The organism is Mucilaginibacter yixingensis, from assembly GCF_041080815.1.
Lineage (GTDB): Bacteria > Bacteroidota > Bacteroidia > Sphingobacteriales > Sphingobacteriaceae > Mucilaginibacter > Mucilaginibacter yixingensis.
The window spans coordinates 3,193,911-3,210,367 of sequence record NZ_CP160205.1; the positions used below are offsets into that span (position 1 = coordinate 3,193,911).

Sequence of the window (16,457 nt, forward strand, 5' to 3'; positions counted from 1 at the left end):
AACTCCATATAAAAAGGGCTGCTTCATAAAGAGGCAGCCCTTACTTAAATAAACTGATAAATATGAAAAGGTTTATTTTAACTCGGTAATCCCGATATCGGCAAAACGGATATCCTCATCCCTGATGTACGACGGACTCTTCAGACTGCGGTAAATGCCCCACTTAGGGCGACAAAAACTCGTACCATCACGCCACAGGTCAATATGATCATTACTGTAGGCTAGCAGTACCTTACCATCACTTACCCGTTTTATGGTAATCTGGTAACTGCCCTGGGTATCATAACGCAGCTTCTCGCTAACCTCAACCCATGTGCCTCTAAAATCTGCCAGCGGCACACCGGTAAGCCGTCCCTGACTACTTGCTTTTGATGCACCGGTATGAATCACTTCCAGTTCATCTGGCTTACCATAGCGCGGTGTCAACGTAATGATGGGTGCACCGGCATCGCCATCTCCCGCCTTGATCTGGTGGATATGGGTAAAGGTGGGTTGTGCTCTAAAATTACTATCGAGCTTAAACTTCCAGGTGTAAACCACCGTTTCGCCGTGCTCGCCTTTTAAATTATGCGCCGATGGACCATAGGTTTTTATTTCGATACGCTGACGGTCAAAATTCCGGCAGCGGTCGTTATCAATAGTTGCATGGGCATGAAAAACAAATACATTTTCATGAAGCTGATCATCAAACTGCTCGGTGATGTGTTTTACCGGGTGCACGCAATCAGGCACCTCACAGGCATCGCCACCCAAAACGCTCGATATATGTTTATAAGCGTCGGCACTGCCATTGGCTTTTAATAATACCTGCGCATGCGCCAGGCCATTTATGGCCAGCAAGGTTGTTAAAATAACAGGGGATTTTATTTTCATTATAACAGTTATTATTTAGATGGTCGCAGGCTCACCATTACCACGCCGTGCTGGTTAACATTAGCTTTAAACTCATCGGTAAACGCACCAAGGTCTTTCTGGCGCCATAAATCGCGCACTATATATTTCCCTTTGATGCCCAGATCGCTCCACTTCAGCACTACCTCTTTGGTGCCTTCATCACCTGTATTGAACAGGCCGGCGGCTTTGGTACCATCAAACAAATTTTTAGCCAGTATGCCGGTATCTCCCTGCTGTGCTACCACCGTTGCCTGTTTACCCAGCGGGTCCTGGTTAACAGCCAGTACTTCATCATTAGTTAACAGGCTGAGGGTAAAATCATCCAATTTTGTTAAATCACACCCCAGCAACAACGGTACCGACATCAGGCACCAGGCACTTACGTGGGTATATTGTTCATCTGCCGTAAGCATTGATGGTCTGGGCGTTTTGCCCCAGCCAACATAGCCCACAATCATCATATCCGGATCATTCCAGTGGCCTGGCCTGGCCATTGGCGCCCATTTATCCTGCGAAAGCAAACGTGGCTTTAGGCTTTTCCAGCTATCGCGAATGTCGCCGCCGGTACGCCAGCAATTGGCGTATTTAGACAGATCGGTAATATGGGCAAATGGCGTGCTGTTTGAAAGACTGTAAACCACATCCCTGCTGGTGGCCCGCATAGCATCATACATAGCTTTGGTTTCGGTAAGCTCGTTTGGACTCCAGTCATACTTCAGGTAATCAAAACCCCATTTGGCAAACTGTTTGGCATCATTTTCATAAAAAGTGTAAGTGCCAATGGTATACGGAAACAGTTTTTTGTTGCGTGGCACGTTCTCTTTTGTGGGTGCAAATACTCCTTCGGGGTTATTGGCAGAACCACCCACATGATGCCCATATGATTCTATCCAAGGCGTTGAATAGATACCGATTTTAAGTCCCATACCGTGCACTTCATCACAAAGCTGCTGCATGCTGGGGAAATTGACAGAATCTGGCAGGATGGATTTTAACTCGCCGCCGCGTTTGCCCTGCCAAACATCGTCAACATTCATATAAGTCCACCCGTGGTTAATAAGGCCAGATTTTACCATGGCCCTGGCATTATCAAGCACCAATTGCTGGGTAACTTTAGTGGCATAGATGTTCCAACTGTTCCAGCCCATGGGCGGGGTAAGGGCAATTTCCTCTCCTACAATCAGCTTAAAATCTCGCGTGGCAGTTCCCTTTGCGTTTTTGGCTTTCAGAACGATGTTGTAAGTGCCCGGTTTTGTTACGGCTCCCTGCAATTGCCCGGTTTGTGCATCCAGCTTTATACCAGCGGGCAACCCTGCCGCGCTGAAGGAGATTGGCTTTGTGCCGGTTGCCGGAACAGTAAACACCACAGGATGCCCCGGCCGCACGCCGAACACCCGGGCACCGTTAATTTGCGGCGCCGGTTTTTCTTTAGGCGTGAGGATATATTTTGACAAGCTGTCTGCCCCCTGCGCATTTGCAGTAAGGCTCAATGAGGCTGCGGCAACAATCAGGCAAAAACTTTTGGCAATGGTTTTCATGTTTAGTTTAATGTGTTTAGAGGGGCTGATTAATCTATTGAACCACTTTTCATTTTTCCGTTTTGGTCTTTACCGCTTAACACACCTTTTACTTCTACTTTAATAACGGTGGCAATGGCGTCAGGCGCTTTTTGTGGCACATTGATTACCAGCCCTTCAGCAGTAGCATCGGTTCTAAGTTTGGCACCGCCTTGCAGTAAGCTGACCGAATTAATCTGTGCCTTAACATCAGGCACTATCAGCTTACCATCAGCAGGCCAGTTAAATACCGATAAGTAAAGCGTAGTATTGCCATTAATAGTTCTACGGGTACAACGGCCCCACTCCAACACTTTCAGCGGACTGGCCTGAGTAGCATAAATGGCTTCGCTGTTCACTTTCATCCAATCGCCGATGGCTTTAAGACCTTTGATACTCCCTTCTGGAAATTGCCCCATTGCATCCGGCCCAACGTTAAGCAGATAATTGCCGCCCTTTGAAGCAATATCAATAAGGTTGTGAATCAATGTTTCAGGCGATTTCCATTTATTATCATAGCTTTTGTAGCCCCAGGTGCCGTTCATGGTCATGCAGGTTTCCCAATCTTTACCATCCAGTTCGCTCAGGTTAGGGATTTTTTGCTCAGGCGTTTTATAATCGCCGGCGAAGTTGGGTCTTTTCAGCCTGTCGTTGGTAATAATATTTGGCTGCAGTTTTAATACATCCTGTAGCTTTTGCGCATACTCATCAGTCATGCCGGTTGGGGTATCCCACCATAAAACAGCTACATCGCCGTAATTGGTAAGTAGCTCTTTTACCTGCGGAACTGCTACGCGATCAATATATTGGCCCATGGTAGAAGTGGTTTGGTATGGGTCCCAGTGCCCGGCATGCTCAGCCGTATAAGCATCTATGCGTGCCGAATCCGGATTGGCCCAGCCGTCATTAGCAGGTTTGCGTGCCACGGCGCCACCGGGGTTATTCCAATCTTGCGCCTGTGAATAGTAAAAGCCCAGTTTTATGCCATACTTTTTGCAGGCTGCGGCAAGCGGTTTCAGCACGTCTTTACCATACGTGGTGGCGTCGGCAATATTCCATTTGCTGGCACTGCTTTTAAACATAGCAAAACCGTCATGGTGTTTGGCAGTTATTACAATGTATTTCATCCCCGCCTCTTTAGCCATACGTACCCAGGCATCCGGATCATACTTTACCGGGTTAAAGGTTTTGGCTTTGGCCTGATACTCAGCAACCGGTATCTTGCCGCGGTTCATAATCCACTCGCCGCCGTGCGCTACTTCATGCCCCCGGTAAACACCGCCCCAAGCCGCATAATCACCCCAGTGGATAAACATGCCGAAACGCGCCTCGCGCCACCATTTCATCCGCTCATCGCGGTTTAATTGTTTGCTTTGTGCCATCAAGGCAGCCGGGATGGTTAACAATCCCAGCAGGAAGATTAAAATTCTTTTCATATTGTTTTAAGCTGTATCAAACCGGCAGTAATGCCGTTATTTTATAAGTAATTGGTGCTGTAAATAAGCACTATTTCAAGTCCTATTTTTATATCTAATTAACCATTCATTAAAGAATTTTGGCGGCGAATGTTATTGGGCATCAACAGGTATCAATTGTACCTCCAACAATTTCATTAATCCTTGTTTGGATAATTTAACGGGTGCTATCTGCAGATGATGATAGCCCGAACCGAGCGATATCACGCCATGCTGGTTTTCTTTAACGCTCTCGCCTTTGGCTGATGATTCGGCAATGCCTTCGTTTCTAAAATCATCCAGTTTGAATTCATAAGTTCCGCCGTTAGCATTATCAGCGGTATACTTTACCAGTACCTTAAATTTACCCGGATCTGCCAGTCTGAAATTCCAGTTCACCGTCTGCCCCAGGGCCTTCCAATTTTCTACATAATATTTACCGGCTTTACCATCGCCAAAGCGGAAACCGCCACCTTTCAGTTCTGCATCAAACGCCAGTAAGCGGTTGGTAATGGTATGGCTGGCCAGCAAGCGTGCGGTATCTGTTTCTATCTTAACATTGGTTTGCAGCACAATCACACTGCTCACCTTATCTGGTGCTTGGCCAGGCAATTCAATTTCCAGATCCAGCGGATTGATTCGTTTTACGGGCAATGCTTTTTGTCCGGCATCGGCCAGTAAATAAGCTTTGGTTACCGAGTTTTTTAATCCAGCTACAACTAACTTATGATCTGACGGCCAATTGAACACCTGCAGATACAAACGGTTATCTTTCAGTGTAGAAACGCCCCAGTACTGTATAGCCAGCGGTGTTTTCTGGGTTTTATAAATACTCTGACCGTTTACATCCATCCACCTACCAATGCTGTCTAATATAGAAACATCTTTAGCGTCAAACTCACCATCACCTTTGGGGCCGATGTTCATCAGCAGGTTACCTCCTCTTGATGCTGCTTTGGCCAGCAGGGTAATGAAAAAGCTGGCCGGTTTATGACTATGATCAAACTTGGAATAACCGTATGACTCGTTAGTAGTGGGGATGGCCTCCCAATCACCATCAGCCGGGTAAAACTCGGCCGGGCGATCGGCTGTGTTCTTATAATCGCCCAGGTTAAGATTGCCCGCGCCCCTGGCCAACCGACCATTAACCACCACATTTGGATCAATCTGCCTGATAGCTTCCAGTATCCTGACATTTTCAGAAAGTGGCAGTTTCGAAGGCGTATCAAACCAAAGAATATCAGGGTGATACATTTGCAGCAACTCCCTGATCTGAGGAATGGCTTTCTCATTAACATAGTTAACGGCTTTAGGTAGCAACTCCGGATGCACATCATACCAGTTAGCGCCGCCGTGCAGCAATTTATCGCCGCCGGGGTTATCATAATCCCAATCATTGCCCGGCGCATCGGGGTGCTCCCAATCAAAGGCATGCGAATAATAAAACCCAAATTTAAGGCCGTACTTTTTGCAGGCGGCAGAAAGATCGGCCATCGGGTCGTGCTTCCAGGCGCTTTGTTTTACCACGTTATAGTCAGTCACCTGCGAGTTAAACATAGCGAAACCATCATGATGCTTTGCGGTAATGATGATGTAGCGCATACCCGCGCGTTTTGCGGTTTGCACCCAGACATCAGCATTAAACTTTACCGGGCTAAACTGATGAGCCAGCTGCAGGTATTCAGCCCGAGGGATCTTTTCCTTGCGCATCAGATGCTCGGCATAGCCATCCACCTTTTTGCCTTTCCACTCGCCACCAGGTAGTGAGTAAACGCCCCAGTGAATAAACATGCCAAACCGCGCATCGCGCCACCACTGGATGCGGCTATCATGCGTTTGCATGGAAGCTTTCCACCAGCCATTCAGCGCTTTGTCAATCTCTTTTTTATCACGAGCCTTTGCCTGATTTTGCATGGCCGCCTCATCGCCGGTTTGTGCTGCTGCTTGCAGGGTTGCCGCCAATAGCAATACAATTAGATAATTTTTATAGAGTAATTTCATAGTTGAGTATTATTTAGCTCAATTGCGTGCTGTTATAAATTTTGTCATTGCGAGGGAACGAAGCAATGACAAAGAGTTTAGACAAATAATAACAAGAGATCTATTCCGTCATCATTTTAAAAGTGACTTTACCAACGTTATCAGGCTTGCCTTTTACAGCCGGCGAGAGTGTGCCCTTAATGCCGCCATTCTGTTTTAGTATTTTGATGGTTCTGAAACTGTATTCGCCATGCTCATAATTAAATGTTTCACCATCATCGTCATATAGCTGATACTCGCCGGGCTTTTCGCCATAGTAGCGAATCTCCAGATCAACTTTTTGCCCGTTTTTTGGCGCGTGCAGCATGGCAGGCATCATAGGGATGATACCGCCATCTTTTACATAAACTGGTATTTTATCCAGGCCCGGGGTAACGGTGATCACTTCGCCGTCGCCGGCATATTTACCGGTGTAGAAATCGTACCATTTGCCTTTGGGTAAGATCACTTTCCGGCTTTGTTCGCCGGTAAACATGGGCGCCACCAGCAGGTAACTGCCCGCCATATACTGGTCTTTTACTTCCTTTGATACAGCTTCTTCATACGGGTTCTCTTCCAGTCCTCCTTTTTTGGTAGGCTTGCTATCGCCGGATGCACTAAATCCATCCTCCAGGTACATGGCCCTGAACGGCGGGATCCCTTTAAAATGATACCGGGCAAACTCGCTGTACCAGTAAGGCATCATCTGCATACGCAATGCAGCCAAAGTCTTTATCTGCCCTGCTACCTCGGGGAACGTCCACGGTTTGGTGCCGCTGGCCCAAGCGTTGATCATGGCCATGGGCGAAAAGATGTTAGATTGAAAGCGCCTCAACCACTCTTCGGCAGTTTTGGAGGCTCTTACCTCCGGCGTCCATAACACACCGGAAAAGCCACTGTTAACCAGCGCAGTAATAAAATCCTGGTGATTATAATAATCGTTATAGATTACATAAGGGAATGACGAACCACCACCGTTTGACGCCCGTACCAGGCCAAAGGTGCGCTGGTTGCGCTGATGATAGATCTCATACGTGTAGCGCTGCATCATCAGCCCGTAGGTTTGGCGCATCTGCTCAGCGCTGTGACCTGACGGGAAAGTAGCCACATCGGGCCACAGGTAGGTATCGCCGCCATCAACCTCATCCATTTTATAGCCGCAGATACCGATATCGATTTTACCTTTCTCCAGTTCGCCGAAGAATATTTTCCGCCCCTGCTCCATGGTTAAATCAGGCACTGCGCCGTTCCAAACAGTATGCGATGCGGTGTAAGGTAAAATATGCTGGTAAACTGGTGCCTGCGGAGAGATGTATGGATTGGTCCATAAGTTTAAGCGGATATTTTTCTTCAGCATCCTCTGCACCAATCCGGCAGGGTCTGGGAAACGGGTTTTATCCCACTCGAAAGTACAGGGGTATGATTTGCTTTGCCAGCCGGGCTCTAAACCGATAAAATCCAGCGGATAGCCTTTTTCTTCAAACGCGCGGGCTTCATCTTCAACCCCTTTAGCATCTGTAAGCCTTTGTACTCGCTGTGTAAAGCCCAAACCCCAGCGTGGTGGCAGGCAACCACCGCCATTCCAGAGGTTATAGCGACTCACGGCATCCAGTGCAGTTGGGCCGGCAAATACGTATATCTCTGCTCCCTGCGCGGGTACCAAAATCTCCACAGCATCCGAGTAAGGGTGAGATGACCAGTTTTTGTCGGTATTTCTATCCTGAATAACCGGAGGTGTTTTGCTATCGCGATTAACGGCCGTACCAGCATACACCGTTAAATATCTGGCCGAATTGATGAACACCCCGTACCCTTTTGATGACACATAGAAAGGCGTAGGCGCATGCGTGCGGCCATTATCTTTACCGGCATAATTATCTACATGCAAGGTAAGCACCTTTCCCCGTTGAAAAATAGTTTGAAAATTGAGACCGAAACCGAAGAGTTGTTCGCTTCGTTCCAACGGGAACCGCAGGTAGGTTTTACCATCAGTTTGTTTAGCGGTTATCTCTTGCTGCGGCAGCGGAAAACCAGCCTTGGGCATTTGCTGTAATTCATTGTGCAGGGGTTTTATGCCTGCTGCTTTGACCAGGTCAAACGCATCAAGCTTACCGGTTATGCCTTTCCAAACACCCGGTTCTATCTCAGCCCAAGTAATGGATTGCGCCTGCAGACCGCTATTGAAACCGGATAGCAGTATTAATAGGGAGAGACAAATTTTCAAAGTAGCTTTCATCTATTTATTTAGGTTGATGGTTATTGAGGAACTACGGTATAGGTTTTACCTTTTTGAGTTTGAAAATCAATCACGTAGCCTTTGTTAAATGCAATCTCCTGTAGCTTACTAACGGTTGCCTTTTGGTAAACCGGCGTAACCGGTTGGGCATTTAAGGTATTGGTATTATTGCCAGTAGCCGGTTTGACTGATTCCTCCAGCACTTTTACCGGTATGGGGGTGCGCAAACGGCAGTTGCCTCCATTATTTGAAGTGATTAGCGCTCTTTTAAGTTTGTAGTTATTCCAACTGACATTTACTTCAAAATTGCCGCGCGCTTTAATACCCTTGATAGTTCCATTCGGCCAGGCGTCGGGCAGGGCGGGCAGCAATTCAATTTCGCCGTTCTGGCTTTGCAGCAACATCTCGGTCATGCCGGCGGTGCCGCCAAAATTGCCATCAATTTGGAACGGCGGATGCGCATCAAATAAATTAGGGAACGTGCCGCCGCCACCCATTACCTCTGCCCTTTTAGCAGGGTCCATATAATGAAATGCGGCACTTAATATTTTATAAGCATGATTGCCATCGTGCAGGCGGGCCCACCAGTTTACCTTCCAGGCCATAGACCAGCCGGTACTTACATCGCCGCGAAAGATCATAGACTGTTTGGCGGCGGCGGCCAACTCGGGGGTATTGAACACCGAAATTTGTTTACCCGGAAACAGGCTGAACAAATGCGAGATATGGCGATGATTATCTTTCGGATCGTCCCAATCGCCATACCACTCCTGCAGTTGACCGTATTTACCAATGTGCAATGGATATAACTGCTGATAAGCTGCCGAAAGTTTACCGGCAAATTCACCATCAATATTTAAGGTTTTGGCCGAGGCGATGCAGCTTTGAAACAACTCGCGGATGATAGACATATCCATTGTAGTAGCCAAACTCACCTGGTATTCTTTGCCGTCCAGCTTCAGCGTATTTTCTGGCGAGGTAGAGGGGTTAGTAACCAGGTGACCGGTTTTAGGATCTTTCACCAACCATTGCAGCATAAACTGCGCGGCTCCTTTTAATAAAGGATAGGCGGTGTTGGCCAGAAACGTGCGGTCGCCTGTAAAAAGGTAATGATCATACAGATGCAGGCTCATCCAGGCCCCCCCCATTGGCCAGGCCGACCAGCGCGGCATGCCTTTCGGGTCCTGGTCATAGCCACCGGCGGTTGATGTTTTGGCCCAGATGTCTGAGTTATGGTGTTCCAGCCAGCCTTCGGTGATGCCGTAATTTGTTTTGGCAGTTATGGCGCCGTTTATGGCCAGTTCTTTTAAAAAATCGAATAATGGTTGGTGGCATTCTGCAAGATTTGTGTTCTCTGCCAGCCAATAATTCATCTCGGTATTAATATTGGTGGTATAGTTACTGCCCCATGGCGGCATTACCTCATCGTTCCAGATCCCTTGCAGATTAGCCGGGGCACTGCCCGGCCTTGAACTGGCAATGAGCAGATAGCGCCCATATTGATAATAAAGCGTTTGCAATTGTTTATCAGGATGATCGGCCTTGAATGTTTTTAGTCGCTCATCTGTGGGCAGCTTCGTCATTGCCAGATCGGTATCTAACTCAAAGCTGACCCGTTTAAAAAGATTGCGATAATCTGCCGTATGATGTTGCAAAAGTTGCGCATACGATTGTTGCGATACCTGCCTGAGTGTTTGGTCTGCCTCTACGGCCGGATCTTTACCCTGCAAACCCGGCGATTTATCGAACCCGTTAAAGCTAGTGGCTTCGGTTAAATACAGCAACACTTCATCAGCCCCCGTTACCGACAGCGAATTGCCCGACGCCGTTACCTTACCACCGGTATTTTTTATTTTCAGATTGACCTGAAAACGCATGCCTTCGCCTTTCGGTTCGTCATAAATTACCTGTCGCGCCTCGGTAGCGCGGTTGGCCACATAACTGGGCGCCTTGCCTTTAAGCGTTAATTGATCATTACCTGCCGCGCCAACCTCAAACTGCAGTTTACTTTGGAGGCCGGCCGTAAAGCTGATGGCCCCTTTTTTATCGGCACTAATTTGTACCACCATAGCTTTATCCGGGTAACTGATAAAGGTTTCGCGCAGATAGTTTACCCCATTTAAACGGTATCGCACCCCGGCAACAGCATTGTTTAAATCCAGATCGCGTCGGTAATTGGTAGTAGTGCTGTCTTTAAGATGAAAATTGAGTAACAGATCGGCCAGTGGCAGGTAGCGTGCCGAGTAAGGGCCTTGCAGGTATTTTTTCCAGATTCCGGCCGCTTCGTCATACTTACCGGCAAAAACTGCGTGCCGCACTTCTGCCAGGTGCGGAAAAGCATCTGCACTATTACCCGGCACAGGATAGCCAGACCATAAATTATGATCGTTCAACTGGTAGCGTTCTACATTAACGCGGCCAAATACCATTGCGCCCGTGGTGGCATTGCCCAGCGGCAATGCTTCCTCCCAGGCCGTAGCAGGCCTGGTGTACCACAATTTCAGATCTGGATCATCGGTTTTATGGTTAGCTGCAATTTGTGCCTGGGCCGCAAAGCCCCAGGCGGCCAACGGAATAAAAAACAGTTTGCGTAGCTGCATATCAAGGTTTTAGTATCGGTTTAAATTGGAGACAAAGATCAAACCCCGTTACGGATGGACTGGGTTAACCATTATGCAATTAGCCGATATTTACCACGCCGTTATTTTATTTTTCAAGCTAAATATTCAAGCGTTTTAGCAGGGGGCATTGAGCAGAAAACATACAGCCTGTCCTTAATATTCAAATTACTAGTTCATACCAAAAGCCCTTAGAGGTCATCTAAGGGCTTTTACGATTATAATGCAAGGGGGCTAAAAGATTTTACCTGTATCTGCCAGATGCTTTTGACGCAACAGAGCCTCCAGATAGTAATAATCGGCGTAAATAATAGGCACATCTATTTCGCCATTAGATGGTTTGTTACCTGTGCTGTGTAACAAAATAAAGCCTCTGCTACTACCGGGTTTAGCTAAATAATTGGCGTTAAGCTGATGTATAATTTTATCGGCCCACAATTTGTATTGTGCGCCGTTTGAACTATAGGTGCTGAGCTCATACAAAGCAGATGCAGTTACAGTAGCTGCAGATACATCCCGCGGGCTTTGCGGAATGGCCGGATCATTATAATCCCAGTAAGGAATCAAATCAGCAGGCAAATGTGGATTACTGAAGATGAAATGAGCGATGTGCTCGGCTTGCTCCAGGTAGGCTTTATTCTTAGTATAGCGGTAGCACATGGTATATCCGTAAAGTCCCCAGGCCTGCCCACGCGCCCAGGCAGAGCCATCTGCATATCCCTGATGCGTTTGCTTGTGCAATACCGCCCCGGTTTCAGGGTCGTAATCAATAACATGGTATGAGCTATAATCACTACGAAAATGATTTTTCATGGCCGTATTGGCATGAGCAACGGCGATTTTATAAAAGCTGGAATCGCCCGATATTTTGGTGGCTTCGAACAACAGCTCCAGGTTCATCATATTATCAATAATCACCGGGAATTTCCAATTTTTACGATTATCCCATGATTTAATACTGCCAACCTTCGGGTTAAAGCGTGTAGCCAAAGTTTTAGCGGCTTCTAATAAGACCGATTTATAATGCTCATTTTTCGTGAGGCGATAGCCGTTACCTACGCTACAATATATTTTGAAGCCCATATCGTGCGTGGTACCGTTCGTTTTTTCGGCCTCCACATCCGAAGTGTAATTTCTGGCTGCCGCCTCCCATTGCGGGTCTTTTGTATATTCCAACAGATACCAAAGTTCGCCGGGAAAAAAGCCGCTGCACCAGTCTTTAGAGGGCACCAACTCCAGGTTGTCCGCTGTATCTAACGAGCGTGGTGAGATTAATGCTGTTTTCTTAGACTGGGCCTTAACAAGGGCTGTTTCTTTCAGCAACAAGGCGGTTTGTTTTTCAGCAAACTCAAAACCCTTTTTTACATCGGGTAACGCTGTTGTTTTTTTCTTTTGACTTGATGTTTTATTTACGACGTTGGTCTGCGCAAAGCCGTTACCTGCTAATAAGGTAAGCGCACTTAAAATTATTAATGGAGTTTTTTTCATCTATTAGATTATAAAGGCTGTTATACTTTGAAAATCAGATGCTTTTTAATCACGATAATTAATTGAACCAAATAAGCGGATGGCGCACCGGCAGGTTACGAATCACTTCCTCATCCTGCGGGCTATGATCAAGCTTTTTCCAAAGGTTTAGCCAATCCTGTTGATGATACGCCATCGCGCCAAATACCAGCGCCGGCTGCGCTACCGGCCAGCTTTCCCAGTGCATTACGTCGTGCGGGTAAGGCCATTTGCTTTTATCAGCCAGGTAGGGCGCCAAAAAAGCTATCCCTTTTTTAATGTTATGGCCATCAGCCGTGGTATATTCAAACAAATCATCTTGCGGTGTACTCAGTATCTGGCACAAGGTGGTCATGGCATCCAGATTAAAAATAGAATAGCCGTAAGGTTTGGTACGTTTCAGTTCGAGTGGAAAACTACCGTCATCAGCCATCTGGCTGGGCAGCAACACCGTTTTGTAACGATCGGCGCAAAACTTCATTACTTGTACGTTGCCGGTAAATTTGGCAAAGCAAGCAGTTTGCATGGTCCAGCAGGTACCGTGGTTGTTCTTAGCATTCATCTCATCTTTGCCGTACGGATGGGTGGTAAGCCAGGTGATATATTTTTCAAACCAATCTTTCACACCGGCCTGGGTCTTAGCATCTAATGTTTTAGAATGCGCCATGGCTTCTAGTCCCTGCACTACCTCCATCAGTTGAATGGTATCTATAATGCCAATGCCTCTGCCCGTTGCCACGCCTTTTATGGCCTGGGCATATTGCAGATCAGGGTTCATCATGGTTCCGGCATCCGTAAACCATGCCCGTACATGTTTAAGAGCTGCACGAACGTATCGCTCATCATGGGTAATTTTATAGGCCGATGCCAGGGCGCCGATAATACGGCTAAAACGGATCATGGCATGGCGATGGGCCACAAAATTTTCGGGATTAGTCATGCCGTCTTTTTGAATATAGGGGCCTTGAGGATTTTTCTCATCGGGCCACCAGTAATCACCTTCAGAGTAGAAATCGTGCCTGCCTCCTGCACTGCGCGGACAAACTTCTGCGGTTACCGTTATTGGCTTTTGCTGCAGCGCCCAGGCCGCTTCTGTAAGCACATCCTTCCGTAATGTGGCGGCTAATTGCTGATACATATCATCACCGGGAGCATTTGTATTCCATGAAGAAAGACTAAGCAACACCACCATACCAATGATAAATACCGGCTTAAAACTTTTATTTAAAGCATAAATGCTGAATAACTTAAATTTCATAAGGCAACCATTAAAGATTTAATATTATAGATGGCAATGCGGGCGATTGTACCGCCACTGCACTTTTCCCTCCATTTGTTTTGAGACTGATGATGGCGCGCCCATTGTATACCTGCACCTTGCGGGAACCGCGGGACGTGCCAAGATCGTCTAAAAGTGTGCCGTCACCGGCCAATGAGAAAGTCACCCAGTTTTGTGCATCGAGGCAGAGTACACCTTTGTTATCCAGCAACTTTACCTGTACGGTCTGTATTCCATCGGCATCGTTAATTTTTTCGAGCTGTAATTGTGCTGGTTTACCCCACTTATCGATTTGATATTCCTGAGTAATCTGGTCGGCCACGGTGGTTTTTCCTTTATGCGCCACAACCTTTATGTCATTATTGCCTTTATTAAAAGTAACCAGCCAATGCAAGCCCGCAGCAGGAAAATCCTGACTGTTGCGTTTCCTCGTGCCATAGCTTTTTCCGTTTACAAACAGCTCGGCATTATCGCAGTTTGAATACACTTTTACCATTTTTTGTTCACCTGCATCACCCCAGCGTACCGGCCAGCTATGACCGTAAATATGCGCCATAGGCCTGGTGGTCCAATACGATTGAAAAACGTAGTATGATTCTTTGGGTGTTCCATCACGCTCCACTACACCTTTCTGGTTCATGTATGGAATAGGGTTATCTGGACGAATAGGCGTAGAAAAATCTTTATACACCCAAAAGGCCGAACCAGTTAACCAGGGCATGGTCTCTTGCTCTTTAAGATGCCAATCGAACAAATTACAGATGTAACTTTCGCTCCAATCTCCATCTTTAGAAACACGGGCCGCGCCACCAATTAGCGAAGCGTCACCTAATCGCTCATCGGTACCGCTTCCTGATTTAATTTCGGCCAAAGCTTTATCAGGATTTTCAGAATGACGCAGCGCATGGCTATCGCCTCCCCATTCGGCATGAAAAAAGTGTTTTACTTTTTTAAATTCTTCCTCTGTGCTTTGCTTATACTCGGTGTAAACACCCCGGTACCAACCGGCCCAAATGGAAGGTGAGTACACATCAGTAATATCAGCACAAAAGTCACACCGCCGGATGGTGGTTTTGCGAGACGGATCCAGACGATGAGCCCGATCATTTTGCTCCTTCATAAAAGCACGGATTTTTTCCTTGTCAAACTCAGGAAAGTCGCCAGCCCAGTCATTCTCATTACCCAATCCCCAAAGAATAATAGCCGGGTGGTTATAATGCTGCTCAATCATATTGGTGAGCATGGTGCGCGCCTGGTTCTTATATTTCTCGCCACCAAGTCCGCCGCGGCACCAGGGTTCTTCTTCCCAAACCAGTATGCCTAAACTGTCGCACAGATTTAGTATAATGCGCGACTGCTGATAATGCCCCAGTCGTATAAAATTAACGCCCATGTCTTTCATTTGCTGCATCTCCGTGTGCATCATCTTTTCAGTCATGGCTGCCGCAACGCCGGCATGGTCTTCATGCCGGTGAGTGCCACGCAATAGCAAACGCTTGCCGTTGAGCATAAACGGACCGTTATCTACAAACTTAAAGTCACGAAAACCTGTCTTTTCTGTATGCGTACAAGTTTGTCCGTTATTGTTTACCGTTACTTCAACAGTATAAAGTGACGGATCATCTGGTGACCATAATTGAGGTTTTTTAATATTAAAGCTACCAATCTGGCTGTCTCCGTCCAGGTTATTTAAGCTATACTTTGTTTGTGCAATAATTTTACCTGCGGGATCCGTCACCTTGATTTCGCCTGCGGCTGATGGAATGTTGACTGGATTATAAAAGCGGGCTTTAACATTCAGCTTAGCAGACTGTCTCCCCGCCTCTAATGTTACAGAGGCGAAAACCTTATCAAAAGACAGCACCGGTGTATAAACCAAATTAACATAACGGTACAAACCGCCATATACATTAAAGTCTGAAAGTTGCGAAGGGATACTTTCCAGATCGCGGGAGTTATCGCATCTGATAGATAGCGGAATTTTGCCTTTAAACTGCTTTTTAAAAACGTCTGTCTTTTTAAAATCAGCCACGGCCTGGGTAATGTCTGCCACCCATTCATCATATCCACCCAGGTGTGATGCTACCTTGGTGGTATAAATATAAACGTCTGTTTTCTGCCCGGCGCCCTCAAAATGCAGCAGCGTACGCCCGTTGGCATACGGGTTATTAATATCAAGCTGCGTGCGGTACCAACCGGGGCCCTGGTAATAGTTTACATCAGGATCAACGGCATCGCGCGCATTAAAGCAATGTGGCAACTGCACTTTTTGCCACAACGGCAAGCTTTCCGGGTTACCGGCCGTCACCGGGCGAACGGCTTCCCATATTCCTCCCAGATCTTGCTTTAAAAATTCCCAGTTAGTAGTAAGGCGGGTTTGTTGCTGAGCACGCGCGTTTTGAGCAAGCCACAGCAAAGCAAAGCAGAAGATTTTAATTTTTCTCACAGTTGATTTTATAATAAATGGCGGCTAAAGCTATTATAAACAGGAGAAAAAAAAGTCACTCAAATTGTCTATATCATATACTAAAATGAACCGTCAACCTTGTCTAATTATCAGCGATGTGATGATGTCAGTACTCTCCTATTTCGATATGTAAGCAACTAAAAGTGAGAGTTGGAAAAATGTCAAGGCCGGGCAGTGTCTCTTTAATGCCGGTGTTTGTTCGGTATTGTGTTATTCAGCGAACTTATCTAATGTATTTCTATTACCGTTAAAAATGGCTCTACAACAAATATTCTTAATCTCAAACTTTCCGGTTCAAATCAAACCCGGAAAGTTTGTTACATAGTTACTTATAGAGGCCTTTTTGCAAGAGATTTCGTCTTTTTAGATAAACCCCTTACCCTTCAAATCGTCAATTATGGGCTCTATTAGCCATAAAAAGGGTTCCA

At 46.6% G+C, this 16,457-nt stretch carries 9 protein-coding genes; all 9 read right to left on the reverse strand.

The genetic code is table 11. The annotated features are described in order from the left end of the window. Nucleotides 1–72: 72 nt before the first annotated feature. The 9 genes from ABZR88_RS12970 to ABZR88_RS13010 all read right to left on the reverse strand — a co-directional run bounded on the left by ABZR88_RS12970 (nt 73) and on the right by ABZR88_RS13010 (nt 16,008). Entirely contained in the window at nt 73–873 is an 801-nt protein-coding gene (locus tag ABZR88_RS12970) for a heparin lyase I family protein (protein ID WP_107826925.1), read from the reverse strand. Nucleotides 874–884: 11 nt separating this feature from the next. Further along, nucleotides 885–2,432, reverse strand: coding sequence for a putative Ig domain-containing protein (locus tag ABZR88_RS12975; protein ID WP_107826924.1), 1,548 nt, complete (start codon nt 2,430–2,432; stop codon nt 885–887). Nucleotides 2,433–2,461: 29 nt separating this feature from the next. Beyond that, on the reverse strand, nt 2,462–3,886 hold the full coding sequence (locus ABZR88_RS12980; RefSeq protein WP_107826923.1) for an alpha-L-fucosidase: 1,425 nt from the start codon (nt 3,884–3,886) through the stop codon (nt 2,462–2,464). 132 nt (nt 3,887–4,018) lie between these two features. Beyond that, nucleotides 4,019–5,905 (reverse strand): alpha-L-fucosidase, encoded by a 1,887-nt coding sequence (locus tag ABZR88_RS12985; RefSeq protein WP_107826922.1) that lies wholly within the window; start codon nt 5,903–5,905, stop codon nt 4,019–4,021. A gap of 100 nt (nt 5,906–6,005) precedes the next feature. Continuing rightward, complete coding sequence (locus ABZR88_RS12990) at nt 6,006–8,159, reverse strand: TIM-barrel domain-containing protein (protein ID WP_107826921.1); 2,154 nt, start codon at nt 8,157–8,159, stop codon at nt 6,006–6,008. A 20-nt stretch (nt 8,160–8,179) separates the two neighbouring features. Further along, nucleotides 8,180–10,759, reverse strand: a complete 2,580-nt coding sequence (locus ABZR88_RS12995; RefSeq protein ID WP_107826920.1) for a glycoside hydrolase N-terminal domain-containing protein — start codon at nt 10,757–10,759, stop codon at nt 8,180–8,182. A gap of 252 nt (nt 10,760–11,011) precedes the next feature. After that, the gene (locus tag ABZR88_RS13000; protein WP_107826919.1) at nt 11,012–12,265 is read right to left on the reverse strand and encodes a glycoside hydrolase family 88 protein; all 1,254 of its coding nucleotides are present in this window, start codon (nt 12,263–12,265) and stop codon (nt 11,012–11,014) included. Between the two features lie 58 nt (nt 12,266–12,323). After that, complete coding sequence (locus ABZR88_RS13005) at nt 12,324–13,541, reverse strand: alginate lyase family protein (RefSeq protein WP_245916984.1); 1,218 nt, start codon at nt 13,539–13,541, stop codon at nt 12,324–12,326. A gap of 10 nt (nt 13,542–13,551) precedes the next feature. Then, the gene (locus ABZR88_RS13010) at nt 13,552–16,008 is read right to left on the reverse strand and encodes a glycoside hydrolase family 2 TIM barrel-domain containing protein (RefSeq protein WP_107826918.1); all 2,457 of its coding nucleotides are present in this window, start codon (nt 16,006–16,008) and stop codon (nt 13,552–13,554) included. Between the last annotated feature and the right edge of the window lie 449 nt (nt 16,009–16,457).

Coding starts and splice junctions, on each gene's coding strand:
- ABZR88_RS12970 (WP_107826925.1), bottom strand. CDS start 873: ATGAAAATAAAATCCCCTGTTATTTTAACAACCTTGCTGGCCATAAAT.
- ABZR88_RS12975 (WP_107826924.1), bottom strand. CDS start 2,432: ATGAAAACCATTGCCAAAAGTTTTTGCCTGATTGTTGCCGCAGCCTCA.
- ABZR88_RS12980 (WP_107826923.1), bottom strand. CDS start 3,886: ATGAAAAGAATTTTAATCTTCCTGCTGGGATTGTTAACCATCCCGGCT.
- ABZR88_RS12985 (WP_107826922.1), bottom strand. CDS start 5,905: ATGAAATTACTCTATAAAAATTATCTAATTGTATTGCTATTGGCGGCA.
- ABZR88_RS12990 (WP_107826921.1), bottom strand. CDS start 8,159: ATGAAAGCTACTTTGAAAATTTGTCTCTCCCTATTAATACTGCTATCC.
- ABZR88_RS12995 (WP_107826920.1), bottom strand. CDS start 10,759: ATGCAGCTACGCAAACTGTTTTTTATTCCGTTGGCCGCCTGGGGCTTT.
- ABZR88_RS13000 (WP_107826919.1), bottom strand. CDS start 12,265: ATGAAAAAAACTCCATTAATAATTTTAAGTGCGCTTACCTTATTAGCA.
- ABZR88_RS13005 (WP_245916984.1), bottom strand. CDS start 13,541: ATGAAATTTAAGTTATTCAGCATTTATGCTTTAAATAAAAGTTTTAAG.